The following is a 24,814-nucleotide window of genomic DNA, read 5'->3' on the forward strand; positions in this document are numbered from 1 at the left end:
GCTGAAAGGCGTTGTCACCCAGACCAGAGCAAAAAACCCCGCGACGCGGGGTTTTTTATCAGACGGAAACTTAAGCCTGCGGCTGAGTTACCACGTCTTTAACGCCTTTAACTTCGATCTCTACGCGACGATCCGGAGCCAGGCAATCGATCAGGGCAGCGCGAGGTTTCACGTTGTCACAGGTGTTGCCGGTAACCGGGTTAGATTCGCCCATACCACGTGCGGAGATTTTGTCAGACGGAATACCTTTGGAGATCAGGTAATCAACAACAGACTGAGCACGTTTCTCGGACAGACCCTGGTTGTAAGCGTCAGAACCGATACGGTCAGTGAAGCCCAGAACGACGACGGAACCGTCTTTCGGATCCAGGTTGCTCAGCTGGCTGTACAGCTGATCCAGAGCCTGCTGGCCTTCTGGTTTCAGAGTTGCTTTGTTGAAGTTGAACAGTACGTCAGACTTCAGAGTGAAGTGCTTGGTCTGTACTTCCGGAGCCGGTGCCGGTGCCGGAGCTACTACCGGAGCAGCTTCTTGCTGGCCGAAACGGTAGGAAACACCTACGCTCAGCAGGCCGTTGTCCGGACGGGTGCCGATGGTGTTGGCATCACCGATGTTGTTAGTCCACTGGTATTCCAGACGGGTTGCGATTTCAGGGGTGATGGCATACTCGATACCGCCCGCGAATACCGGGGAAACGCCGGTGTCGTGGTCTTTAGTAGACGCGCCGCCAGGGACGTTAGACTTGGTGTCTGCACGCCATACCATACCACCCAGACGGGTATAAACGTCCAGATCGTCAGTGATTGGATAACCCAGTTTAGCGGTCAACTGAACGCCCTGAGCTTTATAAGCGCCATTGATGTTGTCGCCTTTGTACGGCATACGGCCTAACCAGTCGTAGCCCATTTCAAAGCCAACGTACGGGTTAACCTGGTAACCACCAAAAGCACCTGCGCCCAGTTGGTTTTCATGAGTCGGGCCATCATTGTTAATGAAGCCGGTGTCATGGTACTGAGACCAGCCCAGTTTAGCACCAGCGTACCAGGTGTTATCTTTCGGAGCGGCCTGCGCTACGGTAGCGAAACCAGCCAGTGCCACTGCAATCGCGATAGCTGTCTTTTTCATTTTTTGCGCCTCGTTATCATCCAAAATACGCCATGAATATCTCCAACGAGATAACACGGTTAAATCCTTCACCGGGGGATCTGCTCAATAGTTACTCTACCGATATCTACGGCTTATGCTGAGCACCCCTGGCGATGTAAAGTCTACAACGTAGTTGGAAACTTACAAGTGTGAACTCCGTCAGACATGTGAAAAAAACATGCTGGATATACACATCATTTAACAGTTTCAGATGATAAATCGTACAGCAAAAATTGCGGAAACCGCTTCTGGCAAGCTTTCTCGCAAAAAAAACGTTACCACTCAAAGGAGATGCGTTCGCGTAAAAAAAAGTCCAGGATAAATCCTAATTTTACTTAATGATACAAATTAGAGTGAATTTTTAGCCCGGAATGTTGTCTCCTGGGTAAAGCGTGCGCACGTACAGGGCGCATGATAAACCCTACCGCATTACCTACCTTCGCTGCTTCAACCAGGCTGGCATGTTCTTCTTCTGTCAGTTCTTCAGTCAACCAACCAATTACCACGCTGTAATTTCCTGTACGCAAAGCGCGGATCATCGACTCCAGCGTATGACGAGGCGCAAGCTGGCTAATTTGCATCACTTTCGTTAATGGCAAACCTGAAGACTGTACCCATTCACGGCTGAGCTTTTGCTGCGGCGTGAGCCAGAGCTGCCAGCGTGATTGTTGGCCTAACTGACGGAGTAAAGGCAAAAGCAGGAGTTGCGCCATCATGGGCTGGTCTTCGTGGTAGACAACTTCACTGACCAGTCCTGCCGCGGCATTTTCCGTAGCGGTGCGCGCAGCGTTGTGGGTAGTGGTAGGAAATGACGAAGAACGATTTGCATAACCTGAAGTGTACATAATCAATCCAGCCCTGTGAGTTACTGTATATTCATACAGTACCCCTGTGGCGATGAAAGATCAACTCTATTTTCGGAAACTGTCTCGCAATTTTTATTCTTAGTGGCGTCAAAAATAAAAATCATCTTGCTCGCGGAGTATAAGTTGCCTATTTTCGTCATTAACGGATCCGTTACTGCAAATCATTCTTTTACTTTATGATTTAAAAGGAATTTTATGAGAGCACTCTCTTATGACAGGATCTATAAATCGCAAGAATATTTGGCCTCTTTGGGGACGATCCAGTATCGATCTTTATTCGGTAGCTATAGTCTGACCGTGGAGGATACCGTCTTTGCGATGGTGGCTAATGGCGAGCTTTATCTCCGCGCCTGTGAAGAAAGCGTACCCTACTGTGTGAAGCATCCTCCCGCCTGGCTCATGTTTATGAAGTGTGGACGTCCCGTTATGCTCAACTATTACCGGGTGGATGAAAGCCTGTGGCGCGATCAGCAGCAGCTGGTACGTTTATCGAAGTATTCGCTTGACGCGGCAATGAAGGAAAAACACAGCCGTATTTTACAACACAGGCTCAAAGATCTCCCCAATATGACCTTCCATCTGGAAACATTGCTCAATGAGTCAGGGATAAAGGACGAAAATATGTTACGCATACTGGGCGCGAAAATGTGCTGGCTAAGGTTGCGACAAAGCAATCCCTTGCTGACGGTGAAAGTTTTGTATGCCCTGGAAGGCGCAATTGTCGGCGTACATGAAGCGGCGCTCCCGGCGAGTCGTCGCCAGGAGCTTGCCGACTGGGCTCATTCGCTTACGGCTGGGTAATTAATGTAGAAGTCGGCGGTGAAATTTGCCGTTGCAAGCGTCCAATCTCGGGCAGTAAGGCAATGAGCAAACCAATTTGTTGAACAACCAGAGGTTCTTTGCTGTCCGGACGTGTTTCCAGCGACTGAACTCGCTGCTTTAAACCCTCCAGCGCCTGGTGTACGCGCTGTTCGTCTTCAGGTTGATGATGAAGCGCATCATCAACGTAGCAGACCGCGTCATCCAGAAGCCCCAACACGTCCGGATTACTGAGCTTTTCGCGGTGCGCGCCGAGGGCGGAGATATAGCTGGTAAAAGTGTGATTGAGGCAAAGCAGCCTGAACGCCGCCTCCCGGGTTTCGGCCGTGACGTCGGGTTCGCTCGACATATTAGAAACCACGGATGCCAGTTCTGCATCGCGGTTGTGCGCGTCGCGTCTGGCAATGCGATAGGCCAGGCGGTTATCCCGTCCCTGGTGATATTGCTCAAGGATCGCATCAAGGTAGCGGCAATTAGCATCGGTGGCGCGCTGGAGTACCCGGGGAAGGTTGCGAAAGCGCCAGTCCGGCCAAATAAAGCTGACCGCAGCCCAGGCGATAGCGCAGCCAATTAACGTGTCGACGACGCGCGGTAACGCTACCTCAAAGCCTTCGCCCAGGAGGTTAAAGCAGAGTAATACCAGCAGGGTGATGAACATCGTCGCATGGGCATACTGCACATTACGGAATGCGAAGAAAAGCACGCCGGTAATCACCAGCAGAACTAACTGTCCTTCAAGCGAAGGGACAAACCATAAAATCGGCAGGCCGATCGCAACGCCTACCAACGTACCGATAATCCGGAGCGCAAGGCGATGGCGGGTCGCGTTATAGTTAGGCTGGCAAACAAACAGGCTGGTGAGCAATATCCAGTATCCGTGGCGCATCCCGGTAATTTGGATGAGAGCATAACCGATGCACAATACCAGCGACATGCGTACCGCATGGCGAAAGAGAGCGGACTCCGGGGTAAAATTACGGCTCAGACGTAGCCAGATGTCGCTAAACCCGTGCAGGCTATCATCAGCCAACTGGTTTTCTGACTCATTGCGCGGCATTGCCTGGGCCTGCTCCGACTCGATCGTCGCCAGTTGCGCATCAATGGCGCGTAGGTTGGTTAATAAGAACCCAAGCGTATTTAACAGCTCTAAAGAAGCGCCGCTGGCGCGCATACGTTCAAGCGCGGCGTCAATGTGGGTAAAGGCGCGTTCAAAACGCGGATCATGCTGGTACGGCGTACGCAGTAAGATACAGCGCGCCAGCTGCGTACAGGCCTGCGCCTGCATCGACATCAGACGCTGAAAGCGGAACATGACGTCGCTATGGCGAAAATAATCGCGCAGCGTCTGGTATTGAATATGCGAAGAACTGGCGCGTTCATGAATATCCTGCGCCACAAAATAGTAATGGAGGGTGCGGCGCGTACCGCGTTGACCGCGATCGCCGCGCAGGCGAGTCAACAACGACACTTTCGTTTGGTTCAGCGTCGCCATTAACTGCCCGTTCGCTAACGCTAAATCATAGAGCGGCGCCTGGCTTTCATCTTCAATATCAGGATCAAACAGACGTGATTTCAGTTCCAGATAGTGCGCTAACTGTTCGTAACTGCGTGCCAGATTATCCTGCAACGGACGGATCGGAAATAGCAGATGCCCGGTTAGCGTCAGTAGGTTATACCATACTGCGCCTGCCAGCAGGAGTAGAGGTTGCTGATACCAGTGATCGTATAAAGAGGTACCCAGCATCGTATAGATGGCAATGAGTAACGCGCCGAACGCGATGGTGGCATAGCGTTGCCCTAATCCTCCCAACAGAATAAATCCGCTGGTGGATAACGTTAAGCCCAACGCAAATAGCCACGGCCAGGGAAAGAGCAGCTCCACAGAAGCCGATGCGATAAAAAAGCAAATTAAGGTAATGATTAAATTACGCAAGCGTCCGGCAAGGCGGTCGTCGAGATCGGTTAGCGCCGCGGCAACCATACCGAGCGTGAGCGGGATGGTAAGTTTGACGTCGCCCAGCCACCAGGGCAGGGCAGTGGTGCCGCACAGAGCGATAAAAATGCGGATGTAATACAGCCAGGTACTGTTCCAGGTATAACGGCGAATCAACGGACTTAACATAAAGGCTATTTGTCCCGATCATTCAAAACGGCGGCGCGCGTTAGCTTCTCGCGCGGCGCGAGCGGTTTCTATAGAGACGACGCGGCGACCGACAGGCCAAAGCGCAATCGCGGCAATTTTAAAGTTCGCAATACCGACAGGTATCCCGATGATAGTGACACACTGCGCGATACCGGAGGCAATGTGCATCAGGCATAGCCACCAGCCGAAAAAAAGTAACCAGAAAATATTCAGCAAGGTACCGCCAGTATTCATTAATACGCTTTTCGCCGCCGGATTAAGTTCGTCAACGTGAATGGCTTCATTACCGTAAGGGAACAGGGACAGTTTGGTTATCTCCCAGCAGGAGCGGGTCAGCGGCAGGGTAAAAATAAGCACAATACTGACCAGCGTCGCCAGCAGCCAGGCCAGCGTAGTGGCAAAGCCGCCCAGTACAAAGTTTAAAATATTCAGAACGGTACGCATAAACCCTCAGTTCATTCCGGTTTTCTATCACTGCGGGCAATTGTAACGTTTTTTTAGACTGGAGCACGTTTTCTCTGGCGGTTACACTGATAAGCACATCTTTACGTCTGGATTCGCTGAGTCATGGAACTGAAAGCAACTTCTCTTGGAAAACGTCTGGCGCAACACCCGTATGATCGTGCCGTGATCCTCAACGCTGGGGTGAAAGTGTCTGGCGACAGGCATGAATATCTTATTCCATTCAATCAGTTATTGGCGATTCACTGCAAACGTGGGCTGGTATGGGGCGAGCTGGAGTTTGTCCTCCCGGAGGATAAAGTCGTGCGTTTGCACGGTACCGAGTGGTCGGAAACCCAGCAATTCCATCGCTATCTGGACGCGCACTGGCGTCGCTGGAGCCAGGAGATGAGTGATGTCGCCGCGCAGGCATTACAGGAGCAATGGGCGCGTATTAGTGAGCGAACGGGCGAAAACCAATGGCTTACCCGTGAACGCGTTCGGGGGCTGGAACATGAAATTCGCCAGACGTTTGCCGCCTTGCCGCTGCCGGTCTCACGTCTGGAGGAGTTTGCTCACTGTCGCGAGATATGGCGTAAGTGTCTGGCCTGGTTACAGGATAGCGAGGGAAGTCGGCAGCAGCATAATCAGGCGTATGCTGATGCCATGCTGGAAGCGCATGCCGACTTTTTTACGCAGATAGAATCCTCTCCGCTTAATCCTTCCCAGGCCAGGGCGGTGGTTAACGGCGAATCATCGTTACTGGTACTGGCGGGGGCGGGAAGCGGCAAGACCTCGGTGCTGGTGGCGCGCGCGGGTTGGTTGTTGGCGCGCGGACAAGCAGATGCGGGGCAAATTCTTTTACTGGCGTTTGGTCGCAAGGCGGCAGAGGAGATGGATGAGCGTATCCGCGAGCGCTTACATACGGAAGAGATTACTGCCCGTACGTTCCATTCGCTGGCGCTGTATATTATTCAGCAAGGCAGTAAAAAAGCGCCGGTTGTCAGTAAGCTGGAAAGTGACGCCACCGCGCGGCATCAGCTATTTCTGCACACCTGGCGTCAGCAGTGTAGCGAGAAAAAAGCGCAGGCCAAAGGCTGGCGTCAGTGGCTGGAAGAGGAGATGCAGTGGGCGGTGTCGGAAGGTAATTTCTGGGACGATGAGACATTGCAGCGGCGTCTGGCCCCCCGCCTGGATCGTTGGGTCAGTTTGATGCGTATGCACGGCGGCGGGCAGGCAGAAATGATTGCTGGCGCGCCAGAGGAGTGCCGCGAGCTGTTTGGCAAACGCATTAAGCTGATGGCGCCGCTGCTAAAGGCCTGGAAAAGCGCGTTGAAAGCGGAAAATGCCGTTGATTTCTCCGGGCTGATCCATCAGGCAATGGTGATTCTCGAAAAAGGGCGTTTTATCAGCCCGTGGAAGCATATTCTGGTCGATGAATTTCAGGATATTTCCCCACAACGGGCGGCGCTGTTAGAGGCGCTGCGCAAGCAGAATAGCCAGACTACGCTGTTTGCCGTTGGCGATGACTGGCAGGCGATTTACCGTTTTAGCGGGGCGCAGCTCTCCTTAACGACGGCGTTTCATCAGACGTTCGGCGAGGGCGAGCATTGCCACCTGGACACCACGTACCGCTTTAACAGTCGGATTGGCGATATTGCCAATCGCTTTGTACAGCAGAATCCGCACCAGCTTAAAAAACCGTTAAATAGCCTGACCCCAGGCGATAAAAAAGCGGTGACGTTATTGGATGAAAGCCAGTTGGACGCGTTACTGGATAAATTATCCGGCTATGCGAAGGAGGATGAACGTATCCTGGTGCTGGCGCGCTATCACCATCTGAAACCCGCGAGTCTACAAAAAGCGGCGACTCGCTGGCCAAAGTTACAGATAGATTTCATGACTATCCATGCCAGCAAAGGCCAACAGGCCGATTACGTGATTCTTGTCGGATTGCAGGAGGGTAACGACGGTTTCCCCGCCCCGGCGCGAGAGTCCATTATGGAAAGTGCGCTTCTTCCTCAGGTTGAGGATTTTCCGGACGCTGAAGAGCGGCGGTTGTTATATGTGGCGTTGACGCGCGCGCGTGCGCGGGTCTGGCTGCTTTTTAATAAAGATAATCCCTCGCGCTTTGTGGAGGCGCTTAAACAGCTGGATGTGTCGGTGGCGAGGAAGCCCTAAAGCGCGGGCGGTACAGCATCCCGCCCGCGTAGCGGTTATTTCAGGCGCTCGGCCAGATAACGCGCATAATCCGGAATAAGAATATCTACAGCGTCATTAAAATGCGGGGACTGGATGATAAAGTCCGCCGTTGAGACGTTAGTGGCGACAGGGATATTCCATACGGTGGCCAGACGCAGTAGCGCTTTGACATCGGGGTCGTGCGGTACCGCGTTAAGCGGGTCCCAGAAGAAAATCAACACGTCGATTTTCCCTTCTGAAATGAGCGCGCCAACCTGCTGGTCGCCGCCCATCGGGCCGCTCAGCATCGCATTAACGTCCATACCGGTTGCGCGCTGGATCAGATTCCCCGTGGTGCCGGTTGCATAAAGAACGTGTTTTTCCAGCAACGGCTGATGGCGTTCCACCCAGTTCATTAACATCTGTTTGCAGTGGTCGTGAGCAACCAACGCGATATGTTTGCGCGTCGGCAAGGTGCGAGTCGTCAGTTCCATAATTCGATTCCGTAGTTAACCTGTCTACAGATTACTGGAAGCGCTTGATGCTGCAAGAGAAAGACAAAAAAATTGCGCGCTGGGGCAACTCATATCAAGAGGGCGGCTGTTTTTCCGCCCATTGCAGAAAATGATGGCGTGTCTGCGGGTCGGCCAGTCGGAACCAATATTTCAGCCGCTGTTCTGTCAGAGTTTGTGATTGCGGCGGTACGGTATCAAGCTCTGAGACGTCGGAAAGTAATGTGCTGTCGTCTGCCATCATCGTGGCGAACTGAGGAAGCGAGGCGCGTTTCGCCGATTTATTATAACGCTCGGTCTCTATTTCATAATCGACCACTTTAGCCGTAGAAGTAATGGCCAGAATATCGAGTTTTACCGGAATGGGCATGGCGTCGCCGTCCAAAAGCGCCAGACGCGGCGCCGCGTTAAAATGCGAGGCTTCGCGCTCGTTTTCCAGCCGTGGGAGCTGGAAATTGACCTGATTTATCAGTTGGGTATCGAAACTTATCACCAGCGGCGGAGAAATATAAAGCCGCTCTTCATTACCGGGCAGGCGGATGGTTTTTTCCACCCGGAAAACGAGTTGATGCGGCCCGTTTTCCAGTTCAATGCTCTCTGCGCCGCGTAATAAAGAGCTGGACACCTTTTTACCGTCCAGCACCAGCAGATCAACCTCATTCGACAAACGGAGCGTTGTGGCAAAAACAGTCACCGGCAAACAGAGAGCAAGGAAGGTGGTTAGCGCGCCGGTTTTCATAAGGTTCTCCTGTCCAAAGGCCGTCTGGCTAATAATGTATCGAAATTTTTCTTAGATCATGTTTACTAACATATAGACATATTTTGGCGTTTTGCTCTCATACATCGGTATGGGATGAATGGTTGCTATGTCAGGTTTGTCGTACACTTTGCAAAACAGCCAGGAGAAAGATGATGAAAGAGACCGATATTGCTGATGTATTGACGTCCACTCGCACTATCGCGCTGGTAGGTGCGAGCGATAAACCCGATCGTCCAAGTTATCGGGTAATGAAATACCTGCTTGAACAGGGCTACCATGTGATTCCGGTTGCGCCAAAAGTCGCGGGTAAGACATTGCTGGGGCAACAGGGGTATGCCACGCTGGCGGATATTCCCGAAAAAGTCGATATGGTGGATGTTTTTCGCAACTCTGAAGCTGCATGGGGCGTCGCGCAGGAAGCTATCGCCATCGGCGCAAAAACGCTGTGGCTACAGCTTGGCGTGATCAACGAACAGGCGGCGGTACTGGCGCGGGATGCAGGCATGACCGTGGTGATGGATCGCTGCCCGGCGATTGAGATCCCTCGCCTGGGGCTGGCGAAATAAAAGTTTAAATGGCCGGATATCGCTCTCCGGCCTTTTACATACAATCAGTTACGTAGTCGCGGCGCCTGAAGCTGCTTGCGAATGGTACGCGCCAGTTCATCCATCGATGGCTGTTCTGGATGCTCGTCCCGCATTTCGCTTCGCAACTGGGCCTCGGCCAGATAAGTATGCACTGGCTGACCATCATCATCTTCCATTACCACGTGGTACCACGGAGCGGCGCGAAGTTCGTCGTTAACCGCCAGTTCATCAGGCGACGGTTCATCAAGCGAATATTCCGGGTCGATATCGACGACCACTCCGAGGTAACCTAACAGGGAATGGCGGACCTGTTGGCCGATACCGAATTTGCTGGCTATCATAGTCACCTCCCGGGAAATAGATACCCTTTATATGAGGATACTATTCCACTTTTCAAGTTACATGACGCGACAGGCAAACCCTTTCAGATACAGCCCTTCCGGGTAGGTGGCGATCACCGGGTGATCGGCGGCCTGACGGAACTGCTCTATAAATTGTACATCACGACCGGCATCTATTGCGGCATCGGCAATGATTTTCTGAAATAAATCGCTGGTCATCAGTCCGGAGCAAGAGAATGTCAGCAGTATGCCGCCCGGATTGAGCAGTTGAATCGCTAACATGTTAATGTCTTTATAGCCCCGACAGGCACCCATTAACTGGCTTTTATTTTCGACGAATTTGGGCGGGTCCATGATGATGACGTCGAATTTTTCGCCGTGTTCACGGTAAGCGCGCAGCAACTTAAACACGTCATCGCGCACGAATTCGGCTTTGCTCAAGTCCAGTTGGTTCAGTTCAACGTTTTGCCTGGCGATATCCAGCGCATCCTGTGAGGTATCCACGCTGACAACCTGGCGACAACCGCCCATTAATGCCGACACGGCAAAACCGCCGGTATAAGAGAAGCAGTTCAGTACCCGCTGATTTTCCACGTAGCGGCGCGTCGCCAGACGACTGTCGCGCTGATCAAGATAATAACCGGTTTTGTGGCCGCCCTGGATATCGACCAGCAATTTCATACCGTGTTCTTCAATTGGCAGAAGCGCAGGCGGCAGTTCGCCAGTGACCGGGCCTTGCGTCAGCGCCATCCCTTCTTTTTTCCGCACGGCGACGTCGCTGCGATCGTAAATAGCGCAATCCGGATAGCATGTTTGCAGAGCGCTAATTAATGCGGCGCGTTGATATTCCGCCCCGGCGCTGAGCAGTTGCAGCACCAAAAAATGACCAAAACGATCGATAGTGACGCCAGGCAGGCCATCGGACTCACCGGCGATCAGACGATAGCTATCCAGGCCGTCTTTTTTCGCCAGCCAGTCGCGCCACTGCTGCGCCTGGCGCAGGCGGCGGGTGAAAAACGCAATATCAATGGATTCTGCTTTATCAAATGTCCAGACGCGCGCGCGGATCTGGGATGCTGGCGACCAGGCGCCGCGTGCTAACCACTTTCCCTGATGGTCGACGATATCGATAGTTTCACCGAGGTTGGCTTTGCCTTCCAGACGGGAGACGGCGCCGGAAAAGACCCATGGGTGGCGGCGGAGTAAAGATTTTTCTCGCCCTTTGCTGAGGACTAAACGGGGATATTGCGGAAATGTAGATTCAGTCATGCGGAGTAACCTCTCACAAACAGTGACGCGAGCCGGATGATAGCTCCAGCCAGGGACCGTGAAAACGAAATGGCGCGTAGGGTAGCACAGATGAGAGAGGCAATCACCAGCGTATGGCGGTGAGCGTTTCTGCACAAAATAGAATCGTAAAGGCACAGTTTCTTCAGCGGACGCTTTTTATAGTGTTATTTCTTTACATGAAGAAGGAAATACAATGAAAACAGTCTTCTCTTTGACCGCAGCCGCAATGATGGCATTGAGTGGCGGCGTATCTGCCGCGTCGGCGTTTAGCCTCAGTAGTGCGGATATTCCGGCGGATTTTCGTTTAACGCAACAGCATATCTTTAAAGGATTTGGTTGTAGCGGAGAAAATATTTCGCCGCAGCTGAGCTGGCGCAATCCGCCTGCCGGAACCAAAAGCTACGCTATTACCGTCTTCGATCCTGATGCGCCCACCGGAAGCGGCTGGTGGCACTGGACGATGGTGAATATTCCTGCGCAGATTCACGACCTGCCGACGGGGGCTGATAAAAAAACGTTACCCGCTGGAGTGGTGCAGGGACGGAATGATTTCGGTTATGCTGGCTTTGGCGGCGCCTGTCCGCCGCCGGGCGATAAGCCTCATCGCTATCAGTTTACTGTGTGGGCGCTGAATACGGCAACACTGCCGCTCGACAGTGAATCGAGTGGCGCGTTGGTAGGGTTTATGCTGAACGCGCATGCGATTGCGAAAGCACAATTCACGGCCACATACGGAAGATAAAACAGAGGACGGCACGGTGCAGGAGATGCATATTCGACATCAGGATCTTACGACGGCAGAGGTGCGTTCCAGTCATCTGCACCGTTTGCATCGTGTTACGCTTTTTTCCGCCGCTATCTGCCATATTACGCAGGGCAGTAAAGTCATCATTCAGGATGATAGCCGCCTTGTCGCCGGGTCGGGCGAGTTGATTATTATTCCGGCGAACACGCCGCTGGAGATTATTAATCAGCCTGCGCAGAGCGGTTTTCGCTCCGACCTGTTGTTACTTTCACCGGAGATTATTGCTCGCTTTAAAACGATGTACGTTCAGGATTATCCACCGGCAAACCTGACATCGCTGTGTACCCCGATGAGCCGTAGCCTGACATTTATGTGGGAGAACGTGTTGGATGCTGTGCGCCAGGGTTTACCCGTTGGGCTACAGGAACATCAGGCGATGGGGTTACTGTTAGCGCTTTTACATGATGGCGCGGCGGGACCGCTGCTTATTGAACGGCGTTACACCCTCACGGAGCAGGTGCGGCAACTGATTATGCTCTCACCTGCTAAGCTATGGACAGCCCAGGAGATAGCCCGCCGCCTTGCTATGGGAACATCGACGCTGCGTCGACGTTTGCAGCGCGAATCGCAGAGTTATCGACAAATTGTTGAAGAGGTGCGCATGTCCTGCGCGCTTTCTCAACTGCAATCGACGACGCTGCCGATCGGCGAAATAGCGCTACGGTGCGGCTACCTGTCGGGGTCGCGATTTACGGCCAGATTCCGCCAGCATTATGGGTGTCTGCCCAGTCAGGTACGTTAAGTATGTCCTGTATGAGCCTCCACCACTGATTATGAAAGGAGAACCATCATGTCGAACGTCTGCATTATCGCCTGGGTTTATGGTCGCGTTCAGGGAGTCGGGTTTCGCTATACCACGCAGCATGAGGCGCAGCGGCTGGGGTTAACCGGCTATGCGAAGAATATGGATGACGGAAGCGTAGAAGTAGTGGCCTGTGGCGACGCGGCGCAGGTGGAAAAACTCATCAAGTGGCTGAAAGAGGGCGGGCCGCGCTCTGCTCGTGTGGACAAAATCCTCACTGAACCGCACAGCCCTCGCGAGACGTTAACAGGCTTCAGTATTCGGTATTAAATACACTTTACCGGCTTGGGCAGACCGGCGATTTTGGTCGCTTGCTTTGCCGGGCCTTTCGGGAACAGACGATACAGATAGCGGCTGTTGCCTTTTTCTTCGCCGAACTTATTCGCCATCGCCTTTACCAGCATTCGGATGGCGGGAGAGGTGTTAAACTCCAGGTAAAATTCGCGCACGAAGCGCACGACTTCCCAGTGTTCCGCAGAGAGCTCAATGCCTTCATTGGCGGCGATAGCGACTGCCAGCGCTTCACTCCACTGCGTCGTCTCTTTCAGATAGCCTTCGCTATCAGTACTGATTTCTTTACCTTCAAAGATCAACATAACGTTTCACTGCGTAATCAACACGGACGGCAGTGTAGCAAAAAATAAAGCCCTGCATAAGCAGGGCTGGAAGAGGGGAATGTCGATTAGTCGCGGCTGGCGAAGCCCAGAATGCTGAGCAGGCTGACAAAGATGTTGTACAGCGAAACGTACAGACTGACGGTCGCACGAATATAGTTGGTTTCACCGCCGTGAATGATGTTACTGGTTTCATACAGGATAGCGCCCGAGGAAATCAGGATAAACACCGCGCTAATCGCCAGGTGCAATGCAGGCAGTTGCAGGAAAATATTCGCCACCATACCAATCAGCACGACGACGATCCCGGCCATTAACATACCGCCCAGGAAAGACATATCCTTACGGGTAGTCAGAACGTAAGCGGAGCAGCAGAAAAACACTAACGCGGTACCACCCAGCGCAAGGCCAATGACATCGCCCATGCCTGCTGACAGATAGGCGTTAAGAATCGGGCCCAGGATATAGCCGAGGAAGCCGGTAAACGCAAAAGCAGACAGGATACCGACCGGCTTATTGGCGGTTTTATAGGTCAGGAACATCAGCCCATACATACCGACCAGCGTCAGAATCAGGCCGGGGGAGGGCAGCATCAGTACCGTACTGGCTGTCGCGGTAATTGCGGAGAAAGCCAGCGTCAGGCTCAACAGAAAATAGGTGTTGCGTAGTACTTTGTGCGTACTCAGTAGCGAGCTACGATCACGCGATGATGTAATGATACGATCCATAGTCACTCTCTTATGACAGATGTAATTAATAAAGGAGAATAATAAAAACAGTCACTGTCACCCAGTGGTTTTACCCATCTTTACGCATTCGTTTACGTTTAGTTTCCTTAAGAGATTTCAGGTGATTACCGTCGTTAAAACGGTCTGCTCATGCCTGGCGCTACGCCATAAAACAGGCGGCAGCGCCAACTACGCGCTACCGATAAAAAATTGATAATCACAGAGGTAAAACAGTGGGGACGATCAACACGTATTAAGCCAGTTTTTGTGTTGAAGAAATGGTCAATGTGCCGCTATTTCAGGCAATTAACGAAATTTTGCCTGTTTTTCACGCAAACGAACACATTCGGTCTTTACATGACGCACCGGGATGTTTATAGTGCGCCTCATTCCGGAAGTGTGGCCGAGCGGTTGAAGGCACCGGTCTTGAAAACCGGCGACCCGAAAGGGTTCCAGAGTTCGAATCTCTGCGCTTCCGCCAGATTAAACAAGGGGTTACCGAAAGGTAACCCCTTTGTTTTTTGGGCGCTTAGAATATAGTTAGAAAATACTGCTAGAACATTTCCCGAAAAAACGGACTACGTGGGTTTTTAGTTTCTTTTCGTTTCCTGATGTGTCTATTTATTGAAGATGTAGACCATTCTGGGAGGTGAAGGATGCCCCATCTCTTTCAGAATAATGTTGGTATATTCGACAACAGGGCCTCTTGGATGATTTTCTTCTTTATCCTGAAGATGGCTCAGTGCATGTACAACTTCATGAATAAATGAACGTTTTGTGTCAAAAAGTTGTCTTCCTTCGTTACTTTCATAATGTTCGGTATATGAATCATCAGAATCGTCCAGATTGAGACAAATAACTTTCCTGCCTTCTGAAAGTTTGAAGTGTTCCTGAGCCACGGTAGTTTCAAAGGCTTCGCCTGCCCCCAGTAGCCAGCGCTGCTCCACATCATGTAGTTCTTTTTCATATGCGTAATTCATCAGTCTGCGGAATGTTTCGCTTTGGGTATACGCATTTTGAAGTACGGAGGATAGTTCATCGTAGCATTCGTCATAAGTGTCGTCATCAATTTCTGTATCAGGGTCTATTCCACCCGCGCCTGAGATAAGGTACTCCACCACACACTCTGGCTCCAGACGGAATTCACTGTTTATGGCAAGGCTGTCATGAGCAAGGCGTAGCCGTGAGGGGTTTGGTGCATGTTCGGGAATATCGGGGAAAACAGGTGTATCTGCGGTATTTAATCCATATGTGGATACTCCACTTTGAGGTATTAATCTGTAGGTGACCGGAAGCATAACTTCTTATTTCCTGACTACAATTATGAATTATTTAAATTAAACAATAATAGTGTTTTTAGTTAATGTGCCACATACAGATAACGCTATGATTCAGACAAAGCCAACAAGTAATACGCTGAAAATGTTATTTATAATGAAACTTAGGGGCGGGGTTTATGTAATAAAACAAGGGGGGCTTCTGTTTGAATACTCCTTGTTTATAAAATCCCTTTATCTCGACTAAAATATCGGATGGGGAAAAAGCGTTTTATCATTGTAATCCGGGAGTGGAGTAGGGGTATGTTGACTACCTGTCAGATCGGCTCCTGTTAATGATTTCGCTAAAGTTAGAGCTATCTTATCTAATTTCGCACCATTTAGTTTGGTGTCAGTTAAGTCTGAGCCGAATAGAATTGCAGCGGTTAAGTTTACACCGGACATGTTAGCGCAAGTCAGGTCTGCGTGAGTCAGGTTTGCTTTAGTCATGTTTGAACCCATTAGATTTACAGCGTGTAGATTTGCACAACACAAAATTGCACCGACTAAATTTACATTAGAAAGATTTGTTTCACGGAAATCTGCATTAGAAGCATCTATTTTTGACAAATCTTCCCCCTGGAAATCTTTATGAGCCAGGTTTACTCCGCGCAGGTTCAGAAAACCATCCTCGGTTATAAGTGAATCAGGCTGTTGTATATTATGTTTACTCATTAGTTTTAACATTCGACATACATTCCAAAATCTCTCGCTATCAACGTTATCCGTTACAGTTTTTCCATTTTTGTTCACTTCAATAATGACCATGGGATCCGTATTTTCGGATGCTGCTCCACATGACAGACATATAGCACACCCGTTGACGTCCTCCAGAAATATTTTATTACCATCAAGGAAAACATCTTTATTTACATATAATAATGATGTGGTCAGTTTTCCAATTACCTTCTGAAAGCATCTTTCATTGCTTCTTCTTACTCCACCACAGGTAAAAAAATTGACAAACCATTCCAGTATACCGCGTGGTGAAGTTGCACTTTTCATTGCTTCTTTCGTACCGGTACCGGCCGCATGCAAATATCTTAATATATTTTCTGGGGACGCGTTAGTTATTGGCATTTTGATTCCTTCTTATGGAAGTGAGCCGACTCCTTATAGGTGTGAGTCAAGTCACATTTATACAAGGAATAATAAAAAAAGATATAAGGTGATTTTTGTATTTAGAGCTTTGGTTGAGTATGAGTAGGTGTCTGGCATCTGACAAGAGGCGATGATATCTGCCATAACGGTGAAGCAGAAGTAATATCACCCGTGAATAATAAGATTATCCTTGCTATTGACTTCCTTCATTTCCAGCATAGCTTACGCTTCATCATCATTGAATAAACAATTAAGTTTGTTGAGCGAAAATTTACCTAAAGAAAAAATAATAAGTACCAATATTTTTTGCAGCATTTCAACTTATAGCAGAATAAATGTGCGTAGATGGCGTAAAAACCTGATGAGCAGGAATACTTACACACTAAAAATGCTCCTGCAAACAGAGCAAAATGAGAAAGAGGAATGTTTGCCCCTTACATTTCCACCAAAGATTCTGGTTTTGTCTCTTGTAAAGGGCATACGTATCGCGTTTTATCTCATTAAGAAAGTATGTTGACGTATTAAATTATGCATAATGCTCTTTCAATTGCTTCACGTTTGAAATGAATAATTCAAAACCAGTGAGCGCCTCTTCTTCGGTACTGGTTTGCGGCAAGCGATAAAGCGCCACTAAAGCAGTATTGTCTGCGTCAGCGCCGATAGTGACGGCGCTGGTGTAGTTAAGACGTAAAAAATGCTGCAAAGTCAGGATGTCGTCAGGCAATGGCATAAAGGGACAGCACATTTCCAGTGTATGATCGGATTCATTAAAATAAACCTGTATCCCATCATCAATGATAAGCAGTGGCTCATCTTCTGGCGCATCCAGGCCTAACGCGTCATATAAACGATTTAATAGACTTTCCATATAGTTACCTCAAGACTCAAGATGTGATTAATGAAGAAATGCCTTTTACTGACTGCCAAATATTTTCATCCCCAACTCGTTTTTGATAGGAAAGATTGAGCACCTCTGGTGATAAATTTTTCATTACTTTGTTTCCCGCCCCGCCCGTATTTTGTTTCTGAATCTCCAGGTTACCGCTATTCAGTAATACTTTTTGGAAAATTTTCTGTCCACCGCTATCCGGAAGACTACCAGGCGCACTTAACATATGGGTCTGATGGAAAGAAATGAGCTCTCGCTTGATTTCTGAATCCATCATCCCTGTACGATCTTTGCCGCTTTTACAATTCCAGGCGGGTACCGCGCCAATTTCATGGGCTAACATGGCAAGGCGTTGTGCGAGTTTATAGGGTTCGCCGCCATCTTTATGATGTTGGTTATTTTTCCAGATATCCTTAATCTGGCGCGCTAATGTATTTACGACCTCATAATTATCCGGGTATTGCGCCAGCCATTCGCCAACCCAGCCACCTGGTCTGGCTTCAGGGCGTAAATCATTGCCTAATAACTGATGTAGCGCTTCGGCATTATAGCTATCAGATGCCTTAAGGCCAAAGCCGAGCTTGAGTGCCAGCTCATTAACACCCACATTAAATGCGGCGACATCCGGTTTTATTTTTACCGTCTGCAGATCGCCATCTTTATTGCGGATTTTTAAATGAATCATTTTTCCCGGCTGGGTCAACGATTGCCATGCGCGCATTTGATCCTCGACCATCGTTCCCTCTTTGCCGAAAATATTCGACGCAGTGAGTAACCCGACGGATACCAGTTTCAGGCTTACCGCTTCGCCCGCTAAGGCTCTATTAAGCAACTCAGGTTTACTAAAAAGTGCCGCAGTTAATACTTCTTTGGCTTTGTTTTCAGCGCCGACCTGACGCAGAAGCGGATCTTTTTCATGATAGGGGGAAAGCACGCCATGACGTATCCCGCAAAAAAGCGTTTTATCTTTACCGTCCTCATGCACACTCACCGTGGACATCCACAAATTATTGGCGTGATGAATATTCCTGGTATCCCAACTGCATACGCCCTTTCCCTGATAAGCACTGGGAAAGATATCTTTTGCGCCAATTTTCATCTCTGCGGCAGGGAGCTGCGTGTTGGTATAGTGATGCCCGTTATGCGTGAGTGTATTTTTTATGGTTTGCCAGGGCTGGTTATTAAGCTGCTTGACCTGAGCATCTCTAAACGCTACTGCCGCAAAGCGATGAGCTTCTTTTGCAGGTAGGCCATTTTGCTGCTGAGTGCGTGCTGCAATAAGTTCGATAAGATTTTTCTTCAATGCTTTTGCCGCGGCTTCTTCTTGTTTTGTTGCTGGCCGGTCCGCTTTAACTTTGGCTAACTCCATTTGGTTTGCCATTGACGCCAGGACCGGGTCTTGTTTACCCAGAACGGTTGCCGCGACGGTAAGAAGATCGCGCTGTAAGTTATAGAGGTTATGCAGCGAGTGGTTAGACGTCTTCTGATGCTGTAGATAATTCCCCCATGTCGCGCCGGGTTCTCGCAGGACAATAATTTCCGGGCGAACGTCGGGCGCTTTAGCCGGCGCTTTGCCCTGGCCTGAGAGAATCTGCATTCCGTTGTATAAGGTTTTTTGTAGGCTTTTAAAAGCCTCCTGGGTTTTTAGTGAAGCTGAGTGATAGAAGCTCTGTATTTGCATAGCGTTTTTAATATTCCTGAATAGGGGAGTGGGAACATTCAACAGGGTTAACAACCCTTTAAAAGAATGTGACTTTTATGCGCCAGGAACTTTAAAAAAATGTCCTTTTTAATGAGGAAACGCTTCTGATCAGGCGGGGAGGTGTCCTGACGTGCATACGTAGTGGCGATCATGGGGGGGAACGGCGCATCAAATGTTCATAAAATCTACAAACTTCACAATTTAGGGCACAACTTTTATTGAAAACCCACCTTCTTGACTCAGATCAAATTCACCGATTTACTCCTGCGTAAAGTAACGGCGTTACATCAAATGTTATACAGGTGTGTGTATGCCAGCAAAGCCCCGGACAAGTAAGACCGTGACGAAGAATATTCGTTTTTCCTATTCCATGCTTGAACAGATAGAATTCGCGTTGAAATCTGAAAAGACGCGGAATTTTTCAGCGTGGGTAAAAGAGGCCTGTCGGGAAAAGTTATGTAACACGGGACATAAGTTGTAGTTATCGTTTTATGCGAGAGGAGGCGGCCATTTTGAAAAGAACAACGTGCTTATATACCTCCTGGGTTTTTGCCGCTTTTGTCTCTCTGCTGATATTTGCCTGGAGTGTCATAAACTATCCTCTCTATGAATCCATAATAATTATTGTCTTTTATATCTGGCTAATTCTGGTGCCGCTTTATCTTATTGTGTATGAGTGGCTAATAGATTGTCATTAAATTTATGGTTGCGTACTTGAAAAGTGATATTTCATATCTGTGCGGTAAGTCATTGTCGTAATAATATTATTGGTCAGGCGACGGGCGAGCGTCTGCGCATTTTGCATCGTTTTATCTTCAAAATTTTGCAGTAAGCGTTGCGCTTCTTTCGGATGCGACGCATATAATCTCAGATAGCTCTGTTCCATCTTATACTGCTGCTTAGCTGTTTGCTGTTCAAATGTTTTCCAGGCGTGTTGCACATCTGGCGCAAACGCATTGTAGTCCTGCATAACCAGCGTTTGCAGCGTGCGGAATGTCCAGTAGGTAGAGTCGTTGCTCGCCCGATCGGTTCCTTTATCATCTCCGGGTTGATAATGACGCATCCCCTGATAATAGGGGAGATAGACGCTAAGAGATGGCATTCCATAGGCGATGTATTCTACGTTGCCGATAGCCTGCGGTAATTTCGGTCTGACCTGTAAAATATGTGACTCCTGGGTACGAAAAACGGATATAGGTCGCCATGGTTCTTGTGGATTATGATTGGCATAAGGGTCGTGCGACGTACCCTGATAGTGATTGCGTAACGCGTTTTTTACTGCCGCCACGCTGATCTTCGTTATTGGCGTTAAAAAAACAGGAAATGTTTCCCCTTCGCTAACGGCCGTATCCAGATGCGGATTAAACTGGTGTTGTAGCGTCCAGACGCGCGGATAATTATAGGTGGTATCGTTTTTGTTATCCTGCGAATAGGCTTGATGGAAGTCGAATTCGCCGCGGGCCGGATCATATAATCCCTGCTTTTTCGCAAAGCTTACTAACGTTGGTGACGCCATATAATTCGCGTTATCATTCGGATCGTAATGGCGTAAACGTCCCTGATTGGCGGAAACGAAATAGCTATCTGCCGGAAGTCGTACTGCCAGCCATTGATGACCGCTTCCCGTCTCCAGATACCATATCTCTTTGCTATCAATAAACGCGACGCCGAAACCTTCGCCCGCGCCTTTTTGTTCAATAATGTCTCCCAGTAATTTGGCGCCCTGACGCGCCGATTGCGCCACTGGCAGGATCACGGACTCAATGGCGTCTTCCGTGATTCCCGTTTTTGTCACGTAAGGATCGGCAGCCAGCGCCGCTCTGCCGTTATAAATGGTTTCCGTTGCGCTCATTCCGACGCCCGCCGAATTGAAACCGGCTTCACCCATGGCGTTATCGTTAGTATCAAAGTCATGAATCGCCGTATAGCGCATCGCTGTCTCCGGAAGCGGCCAGCTAAAATTGTTCCGATGTGCTTTATACTCGCCTTGTTGATGAAACGCGACGGGATGAATAACCTTATGCTTGGCGTTATTTGCCGAGCCATCCTCGTTGCGCGCGATAATAAAGGAGCCATCAGCCGAAGCCTGATTGCCTACCAAAAGGGTAGTACAGGCGATGGCTTTACCCATACCCAGCAGCGTAACGGCGAATGCAAGATACTTTTTCATAAAGGTTCCCACTGAATAACGCGTTATGGGATGAATTGACCCTGGATTGGAAACCGAGAAAGTGATCGAGCCAGCAATATTCTTTGCCGGCATCCTTTATTTTCTTTTTATTGAGGTTGTATTGATAACCACAGCTCTGTGGCAGGGAAGGGAAACAGAACCTGTACTGACCTTAGCTATCACTGCTATCGGGCAGACGAACCGAAAAGATATTATGTTCATCGGCATAGCGGTAAGATGCCGAACCACCGTGTAATAGAGCAATCGCGTTAACCAACGATAGCCCCAGGCCGAAACCGGCAGTGTGGCGGGCATTATCTCCTCGCCAAAAACGCCGGAAAAGCTTATCCGCATCGGCGGGGTGGCTGCCCGGATTAGCGACCCGAATTTCTGCAACGTTATCATCATAAGCGCTTTCAATACGTATCACGGCGTTTTCATCAGAATAACGGATGGCATTCGTCAGCAGGTTTGAGAGCACTCTTTGTAATAATATTTCGTCAGCCCATACCGTTCCCTGACATTGATTTATAAAACAGATGCGCTTCTCCTCGGCAAGGGGGCTAAGATAATCCAGCATATTTTCGACCAGCGCATTGAGCGAAACAGGCTGTTTTTTTACCGCTATATTCTGGTGCTCCGCGCGTGCCAGAAAGAGAATATTTTCTGTCAGTCGCGACAGTCCCTCCAGCTCTTCAATATTATCGACAAGGGCTTGTTGATACTCTTCGGCGCTGCGTTCCTGACTCAGCATCACCTGGTTTTTCCCCAGTAAAATATTAACCGGCGTGCGCAGCTCATGCGCCAGATCGTCGGCAAATTGGTTCAGGCGTTCAAAATCGTCGGAAAGCTTCTGGCGCATGGTATTTAGCGCTTGTCCAAGCGGTCTGAGCTCGACGGGTAACGCCTGTTCCGCCAACGGCTGGCGAAGTGTGCCGCTATCTGTCGCCGCGGTGAGTCGGCTGAGCGACGTAATGGCCCGCAGCCCGTTTCTGATGACTAATGGACTGAGCGCCGAACAGACGAGGATCGCGATAAGGCTAATCAGCAAACTGTTGCGGCGATATTGCGCCAGCATTTGCCGCCTTTCCGTCGCCAGCCTGGCGATAGTAAGGGTCAGTGGGTCATCGCCGCTTCTGGCGTTTACTCGTACCGCGGTCAGCTCCGTGCCTTGTACCGCCTGGCGAAATAAGGTTTCGCGGGTGATGTTTTTAGCCAGCGGAATCTCGTTAAAGCGTTGGTCGGGGATGCCGCTATGATTAATCGCAACATTGTGGCCTGTTGCAGAATGGATCAATAAGATATCCTGCTTCGTATCCACCATCCGATTGAAGTAGAGCGGCAGATTTTCCGGCCTGGCGCCATCCAGTAACAGTTGCTGCATTTGCGCCGCCCGATTTATTAGCGTCATATCATCCCGATACGTTAATTCTTTGCTCAGCGCGTTATAGAGCGTCCAGCTAATGCCGGTACAGGCGAGGATAAGTATGGCGATAAAAGAAATTGTCAGGCGCAGCGTCATTGATAACTTAACCATTCTGCGACGTTTCCGCCTGTAATCGATAACCCATCCCCCGGACGGTCATAATGAGCTTCTTTTCAAATGGATCGTCTACTTTGGCGCGCAGCCGACGAATCGCGACATCAACGGTGTTGGTTTCACTATCAAAGTTAATTCCCCAAACTTCGCTGGCGATCGCGGTTCGGGGCACGATTTCTCCTGCCCGGGACGCCAGTAACCAGAGGAGCAGGAATTCTTTACGGGTCAGGGAAATCGGTTTGCCATTTCGTGACACCGATTGCTTTGTGGCATCCATGTCCAGACCATTGATCGTCAGTCGGGTAAAGACAGGGACATGCTGTCTGAGTTGAGCTCTCACCCGGGCCAGCAGTTCGGCGAAGGAAAAAGGCTTAACAAGGTAATCATTAGCGCCCGCCTCAAGACCTTTGACGCGATCCTCAACCGAGTCGCGCGCCGTCAGGCAAATAACAGGGGACTGATGCGCAGTGCGTAACGCGCGTAAAACCTGCCATCCATCAAGCCCCGGCAGCATAATATCAAGAATAATCAATGAATAATGTTCCTGAAGCGCCAGGTGCAATCCGTCTCGTCCATCACAGGCATAATCAACCACATAGCCTGCCTCCGTGAGTCCCTGACGTACCCACTCAATGGTTTTCTGGTTATCTTCAATCAATAAAATCTTCATCGACGCAGTATGCCATAGGCTTGTTAGCGAATCTGTAAATCTCCAACAAGATGACATAATTGTCATGTCCGTGTAAGGTTAATCCTGGACGCGCCAGATATATTTTCCTGCATCAATACCGTAAAGGAGTGAAGCATGAAACGATATATACTGGCTACCGCGATAGCATCTCTTGTTGCAGCCCCGGCAATGGCGCTGGCCGCTGGCAACAATATTCTCAGCGTACATATTCTCGATCAGCAAACAGGCAAACCGGCGCCCGGCGTGGAGGTGGTACTGGAGCAGAAAAAGGATAACGGATGGACGCAATTAAACACCGGGCATACCGACCAGGATGGACGTATTAAAGCTCTGTGGCCCGAAAAAGCTGCCGCGCCGGGGGATTATCGCGTTATTTTTAAAACCGGCCAGTATTTTGAAAGTAAAAAACTGGATACGTTTTTCCCGGAGATTCCCGTCGAGTTTCATATCAGCAAAACGAATGAGCACTATCATGTGCCGCTGTTATTAAGTCAGTATGGTTATTCAACCTATCGCGGGAGCTAATTTAGAGCCTATCCCATTAGGGCTATTTTACTTGCCATTTTGGACCTGGGCAGTGCTCGCCAAAACGCGTTAGCGTTTTGAACGCCGCTAGCGGCGGCCCGAAGGGCGAGCGTAGCGAGTCAAACCTCACGTACTACGTGTACGCTCCGGTTTTTGCGTGCTGTCCGTGTCCAAACTGGCTGCGCCAATAACGCCTGGTGGGACAGGCTCTTAGATTGTATTAATCGCCGCGATTTATGGCGAGCAAACATCGCGGCGGGAATAAAAATCTTCAGCGTATCGACTCTTCTCCCACAAGCGGTGGTTATCCCGCTTGTGGGCATGAGTGACGGTTAAACAGGCGCTTCCATCTCAAGTCTGACCGGATGAAAACGGCGTTTGAAATAAATCAGACCATGCCCATCCTGGCTAAGAATAATATTTTTGATCGCCACCAGATACACCAGATGCGTGCCAATGGTTTGTACCTCGCTGATCTCGCCTTCAAGACCGGCCAGCGCGCCGTTAAGTACCGGCTGGCCCAGCGGCCCGTTTTGCCAACATGGCTGGTGAAACCGCTCTTCCATCGCCATCCCCGTCATACCGGCAAAGTGGCGCGCCATCAGCTCCTGCTCATGGTTAAGTACATTAATGCACAGCCTGCCGTTGCCCTGAAAAACGGGGTTCATGGCGCTATTGGCATTAATACATACCATCACAGAGGGCGGCGTATCGGTGACGGAGCAGACCGCTGTTGCGGTGATACCGCAGCGTCCGGCGTGACCCGCCGTGGTTACGATGTTGACCGCTGCCGCCAGACTTGCCATCGCATCGCGAAAACGCAGACGTTGTTCATCTACTTGCATGA

General features: G+C 49.9%; 28 protein-coding genes and 1 tRNA gene. 10 read left to right on the forward strand and 19 right to left on the reverse strand.

Translation table 11 applies throughout. The features are described from left to right. Nucleotides 1–70: 70 nt before the first annotated feature. Both ompA and sulA read right to left on the reverse strand, forming a co-directional pair. The gene (gene ompA, locus NAZ64_RS20470; protein ID WP_001562588.1) at nucleotides 71–1,123 is read right to left on the reverse strand and encodes a porin OmpA; all 1,053 of its coding nucleotides are present in this window, start codon (nucleotides 1,121–1,123) and stop codon (nucleotides 71–73) included. Nucleotides 1,124–1,479: 356 nt separating this feature from the next. Beyond that, entirely contained in the window at nucleotides 1,480–1,989 is a 510-nt protein-coding gene (gene sulA / locus NAZ64_RS20475; RefSeq protein ID WP_000288730.1) for an SOS-induced cell division inhibitor SulA, read from the reverse strand. Between the two features lie 216 nt (nucleotides 1,990–2,205). Between sulA and NAZ64_RS20480 the strand changes: the two genes are divergently transcribed. Further along, nucleotides 2,206–2,811 (forward strand): TfoX/Sxy family DNA transformation protein, encoded by a 606-nt coding sequence (locus NAZ64_RS20480; RefSeq protein WP_001202375.1) that lies wholly within the window; start codon nucleotides 2,206–2,208, stop codon nucleotides 2,809–2,811. Here NAZ64_RS20480 and yccS read toward each other — a convergent pair. Next, nucleotides 2,798–4,951, reverse strand: a complete 2,154-nt coding sequence (yccS, locus tag NAZ64_RS20485; protein ID WP_000950879.1) for a YccS family putative transporter — start codon at nucleotides 4,949–4,951, stop codon at nucleotides 2,798–2,800. The genes NAZ64_RS20480 and yccS overlap by 14 nt on opposite strands. Before the next feature lie 18 nt (nucleotides 4,952–4,969). After that, complete coding sequence (locus NAZ64_RS20490; RefSeq protein WP_220569291.1) at nucleotides 4,970–5,416, reverse strand: YccF domain-containing protein; 447 nt, start codon at nucleotides 5,414–5,416, stop codon at nucleotides 4,970–4,972. 123 nt (nucleotides 5,417–5,539) lie between these two features. On the opposite strand from NAZ64_RS20490, the gene helD reads away from it, so the two are divergent. Next, the gene (helD, locus tag NAZ64_RS20495) at nucleotides 5,540–7,594 is read left to right on the forward strand and encodes a DNA helicase IV (RefSeq protein ID WP_220569290.1); all 2,055 of its coding nucleotides are present in this window, start codon (nucleotides 5,540–5,542) and stop codon (nucleotides 7,592–7,594) included. A 35-nt stretch (nucleotides 7,595–7,629) separates the two neighbouring features. Here the strand turns inward: helD and mgsA are convergent, their stop codons facing one another. Both mgsA and NAZ64_RS20505 read right to left on the reverse strand, forming a co-directional pair. Next, entirely contained in the window at nucleotides 7,630–8,088 is a 459-nt protein-coding gene (mgsA, locus tag NAZ64_RS20500; RefSeq protein ID WP_000424187.1) for a methylglyoxal synthase, read from the reverse strand. A 94-nt stretch (nucleotides 8,089–8,182) separates the two neighbouring features. After that, the gene (locus NAZ64_RS20505; RefSeq protein ID WP_000847729.1) at nucleotides 8,183–8,845 is read right to left on the reverse strand and encodes a DUF2057 family protein; all 663 of its coding nucleotides are present in this window, start codon (nucleotides 8,843–8,845) and stop codon (nucleotides 8,183–8,185) included. Nucleotides 8,846–9,018: 173 nt separating this feature from the next. Between NAZ64_RS20505 and NAZ64_RS20510 the strand changes: the two genes are divergently transcribed. After that, on the forward strand, nucleotides 9,019–9,432 hold the full coding sequence (locus NAZ64_RS20510; RefSeq protein ID WP_001537782.1) for a CoA-binding protein: 414 nt from the start codon (nucleotides 9,019–9,021) through the stop codon (nucleotides 9,430–9,432). A gap of 44 nt (nucleotides 9,433–9,476) precedes the next feature. On the opposite strand, the gene hspQ is transcribed toward NAZ64_RS20510, so the two are convergent. Beyond that, nucleotides 9,477–9,794: a heat shock protein HspQ gene (hspQ, locus tag NAZ64_RS20515; protein WP_000561983.1), complete on the reverse strand. Its 318-nt coding sequence runs from the start codon at nucleotides 9,792–9,794 to the stop codon at nucleotides 9,477–9,479. Between the two features lie 57 nt (nucleotides 9,795–9,851). Then, complete coding sequence (rlmI, locus tag NAZ64_RS20520; RefSeq protein WP_000140480.1) at nucleotides 9,852–11,063, reverse strand: 23S rRNA (cytosine(1962)-C(5))-methyltransferase RlmI; 1,212 nt, start codon at nucleotides 11,061–11,063, stop codon at nucleotides 9,852–9,854. Between the two features lie 214 nt (nucleotides 11,064–11,277). Between rlmI and NAZ64_RS20525 the strand changes: the two genes are divergently transcribed. The 3 genes from NAZ64_RS20525 to yccX are packed head-to-tail and all read left to right on the forward strand — an operon-like array spanning nucleotide 11,278 to nucleotide 12,961. Beyond that, nucleotides 11,278–11,826 carry a YbhB/YbcL family Raf kinase inhibitor-like protein gene (locus tag NAZ64_RS20525; RefSeq protein ID WP_080182467.1) on the forward strand — a complete coding sequence of 183 codons (549 nt, stop codon included), beginning with the start codon at nucleotides 11,278–11,280 and terminating at the stop codon, nucleotides 11,824–11,826. Nucleotides 11,827–11,851: 25 nt separating this feature from the next. After that, on the forward strand, nucleotides 11,852–12,631 hold the full coding sequence (locus NAZ64_RS20530) for a helix-turn-helix transcriptional regulator (RefSeq protein ID WP_080182466.1): 780 nt from the start codon (nucleotides 11,852–11,854) through the stop codon (nucleotides 12,629–12,631). Between the two features lie 48 nt (nucleotides 12,632–12,679). Beyond that, nucleotides 12,680–12,961 carry an acylphosphatase gene (yccX, locus tag NAZ64_RS20535; protein WP_000072884.1) on the forward strand — a complete coding sequence of 94 codons (282 nt, stop codon included), beginning with the start codon at nucleotides 12,680–12,682 and terminating at the stop codon, nucleotides 12,959–12,961. On the opposite strand, the gene tusE is transcribed toward yccX, so the two are convergent. After that, on the reverse strand, nucleotides 12,958–13,287 hold the full coding sequence (gene tusE, locus NAZ64_RS20540; RefSeq protein WP_000904446.1) for a sulfurtransferase TusE: 330 nt from the start codon (nucleotides 13,285–13,287) through the stop codon (nucleotides 12,958–12,960). The genes yccX and tusE overlap by 4 nt on opposite strands. A gap of 86 nt (nucleotides 13,288–13,373) precedes the next feature. Then, complete coding sequence (yccA, locus tag NAZ64_RS20545; RefSeq protein WP_000374046.1) at nucleotides 13,374–14,033, reverse strand: FtsH protease modulator YccA; 660 nt, start codon at nucleotides 14,031–14,033, stop codon at nucleotides 13,374–13,376. A 393-nt stretch (nucleotides 14,034–14,426) separates the two neighbouring features. Here yccA and NAZ64_RS20550 point away from each other — a divergent pair. Beyond that, nucleotides 14,427–14,514, forward strand: a tRNA-Ser gene (locus NAZ64_RS20550). Nucleotides 14,515–14,650: 136 nt separating this feature from the next. On the opposite strand, the gene pipA is transcribed toward NAZ64_RS20550, so the two are convergent. Then, a complete protein-coding gene (gene pipA, locus NAZ64_RS20555) occupies nucleotides 14,651–15,331 on the reverse strand; it encodes a type III secretion system effector protease PipA (protein ID WP_220569278.1) in 681 nt (226 codons plus the stop codon). A 222-nt stretch (nucleotides 15,332–15,553) separates the two neighbouring features. Beyond that, nucleotides 15,554–16,429, reverse strand: a complete 876-nt coding sequence (pipB, locus tag NAZ64_RS20560; protein WP_483641023.1) for an SPI-2 type III secretion system effector PipB — start codon at nucleotides 16,427–16,429, stop codon at nucleotides 15,554–15,556. Nucleotides 16,430–16,646: 217 nt separating this feature from the next. On the opposite strand from pipB, the gene NAZ64_RS20565 reads away from it, so the two are divergent. Further along, entirely contained in the window at nucleotides 16,647–16,967 is a 321-nt protein-coding gene (locus NAZ64_RS20565) for a hypothetical protein (protein ID WP_483641024.1), read from the forward strand. Nucleotides 16,968–16,976: 9 nt separating this feature from the next. Here the strand turns inward: NAZ64_RS20565 and sigE are convergent, their stop codons facing one another. Together sigE and sopB are read right to left on the reverse strand one after the other, a co-directional pair. Next, the gene (gene sigE / locus NAZ64_RS20570) at nucleotides 16,977–17,318 is read right to left on the reverse strand and encodes a type III secretion system chaperone SigE (RefSeq protein ID WP_000444724.1); all 342 of its coding nucleotides are present in this window, start codon (nucleotides 17,316–17,318) and stop codon (nucleotides 16,977–16,979) included. 16 nt (nucleotides 17,319–17,334) lie between these two features. Further along, complete coding sequence (gene sopB, locus NAZ64_RS20575; protein ID WP_483641025.1) at nucleotides 17,335–19,020, reverse strand: SPI-1 type III secretion system effector inositol phosphate phosphatase SopB; 1,686 nt, start codon at nucleotides 19,018–19,020, stop codon at nucleotides 17,335–17,337. A gap of 331 nt (nucleotides 19,021–19,351) precedes the next feature. Between sopB and NAZ64_RS20580 the strand changes: the two genes are divergently transcribed. Beyond that, the gene (locus NAZ64_RS20580) at nucleotides 19,352–19,522 is read left to right on the forward strand and encodes a YlcI/YnfO family protein (protein ID WP_001111006.1); all 171 of its coding nucleotides are present in this window, start codon (nucleotides 19,352–19,354) and stop codon (nucleotides 19,520–19,522) included. Here the strand turns inward: NAZ64_RS20580 and NAZ64_RS20585 are convergent, their stop codons facing one another. The 4 genes from NAZ64_RS20585 to hprR form a co-directional block, all read right to left on the reverse strand. Continuing rightward, entirely contained in the window at nucleotides 19,523–19,633 is a 111-nt protein-coding gene (locus NAZ64_RS20585; RefSeq protein WP_000174815.1) for a hypothetical protein, read from the reverse strand. It lies immediately after the preceding gene. A gap of 108 nt (nucleotides 19,634–19,741) precedes the next feature. Further along, nucleotides 19,742–21,211: a C69 family dipeptidase gene (locus tag NAZ64_RS20590; protein ID WP_220569276.1), complete on the reverse strand. Its 1,470-nt coding sequence runs from the start codon at nucleotides 21,209–21,211 to the stop codon at nucleotides 19,742–19,744. Nucleotides 21,212–21,383: 172 nt separating this feature from the next. Next, nucleotides 21,384–22,748, reverse strand: a complete 1,365-nt coding sequence (locus tag NAZ64_RS20595) for a heavy metal sensor histidine kinase (protein WP_115286132.1) — start codon at nucleotides 22,746–22,748, stop codon at nucleotides 21,384–21,386. After that, on the reverse strand, nucleotides 22,741–23,421 hold the full coding sequence (gene hprR / locus NAZ64_RS20600; protein WP_000698207.1) for a response regulator transcription factor HprR: 681 nt from the start codon (nucleotides 23,419–23,421) through the stop codon (nucleotides 22,741–22,743). Before hprR ends, NAZ64_RS20595 begins: the two co-directional genes overlap by 8 nt. A 135-nt stretch (nucleotides 23,422–23,556) precedes the next feature. On the opposite strand from hprR, the gene hiuH reads away from it, so the two are divergent. Next, complete coding sequence (gene hiuH, locus NAZ64_RS20605; RefSeq protein WP_000833182.1) at nucleotides 23,557–23,967, forward strand: hydroxyisourate hydrolase; 411 nt, start codon at nucleotides 23,557–23,559, stop codon at nucleotides 23,965–23,967. A 332-nt stretch (nucleotides 23,968–24,299) separates the two neighbouring features. On the opposite strand, the gene NAZ64_RS20610 is transcribed toward hiuH, so the two are convergent. Then, nucleotides 24,300–24,812 (reverse strand): 4-hydroxyphenylacetate 3-monooxygenase reductase subunit, encoded by a 513-nt coding sequence (locus tag NAZ64_RS20610; RefSeq protein ID WP_001195556.1) that lies wholly within the window; start codon nucleotides 24,810–24,812, stop codon nucleotides 24,300–24,302. Nucleotides 24,813–24,814: the final 2 nt, after the last annotated feature.

It is taken from the genome of Salmonella sp. A1325 (assembly GCF_056991255.1).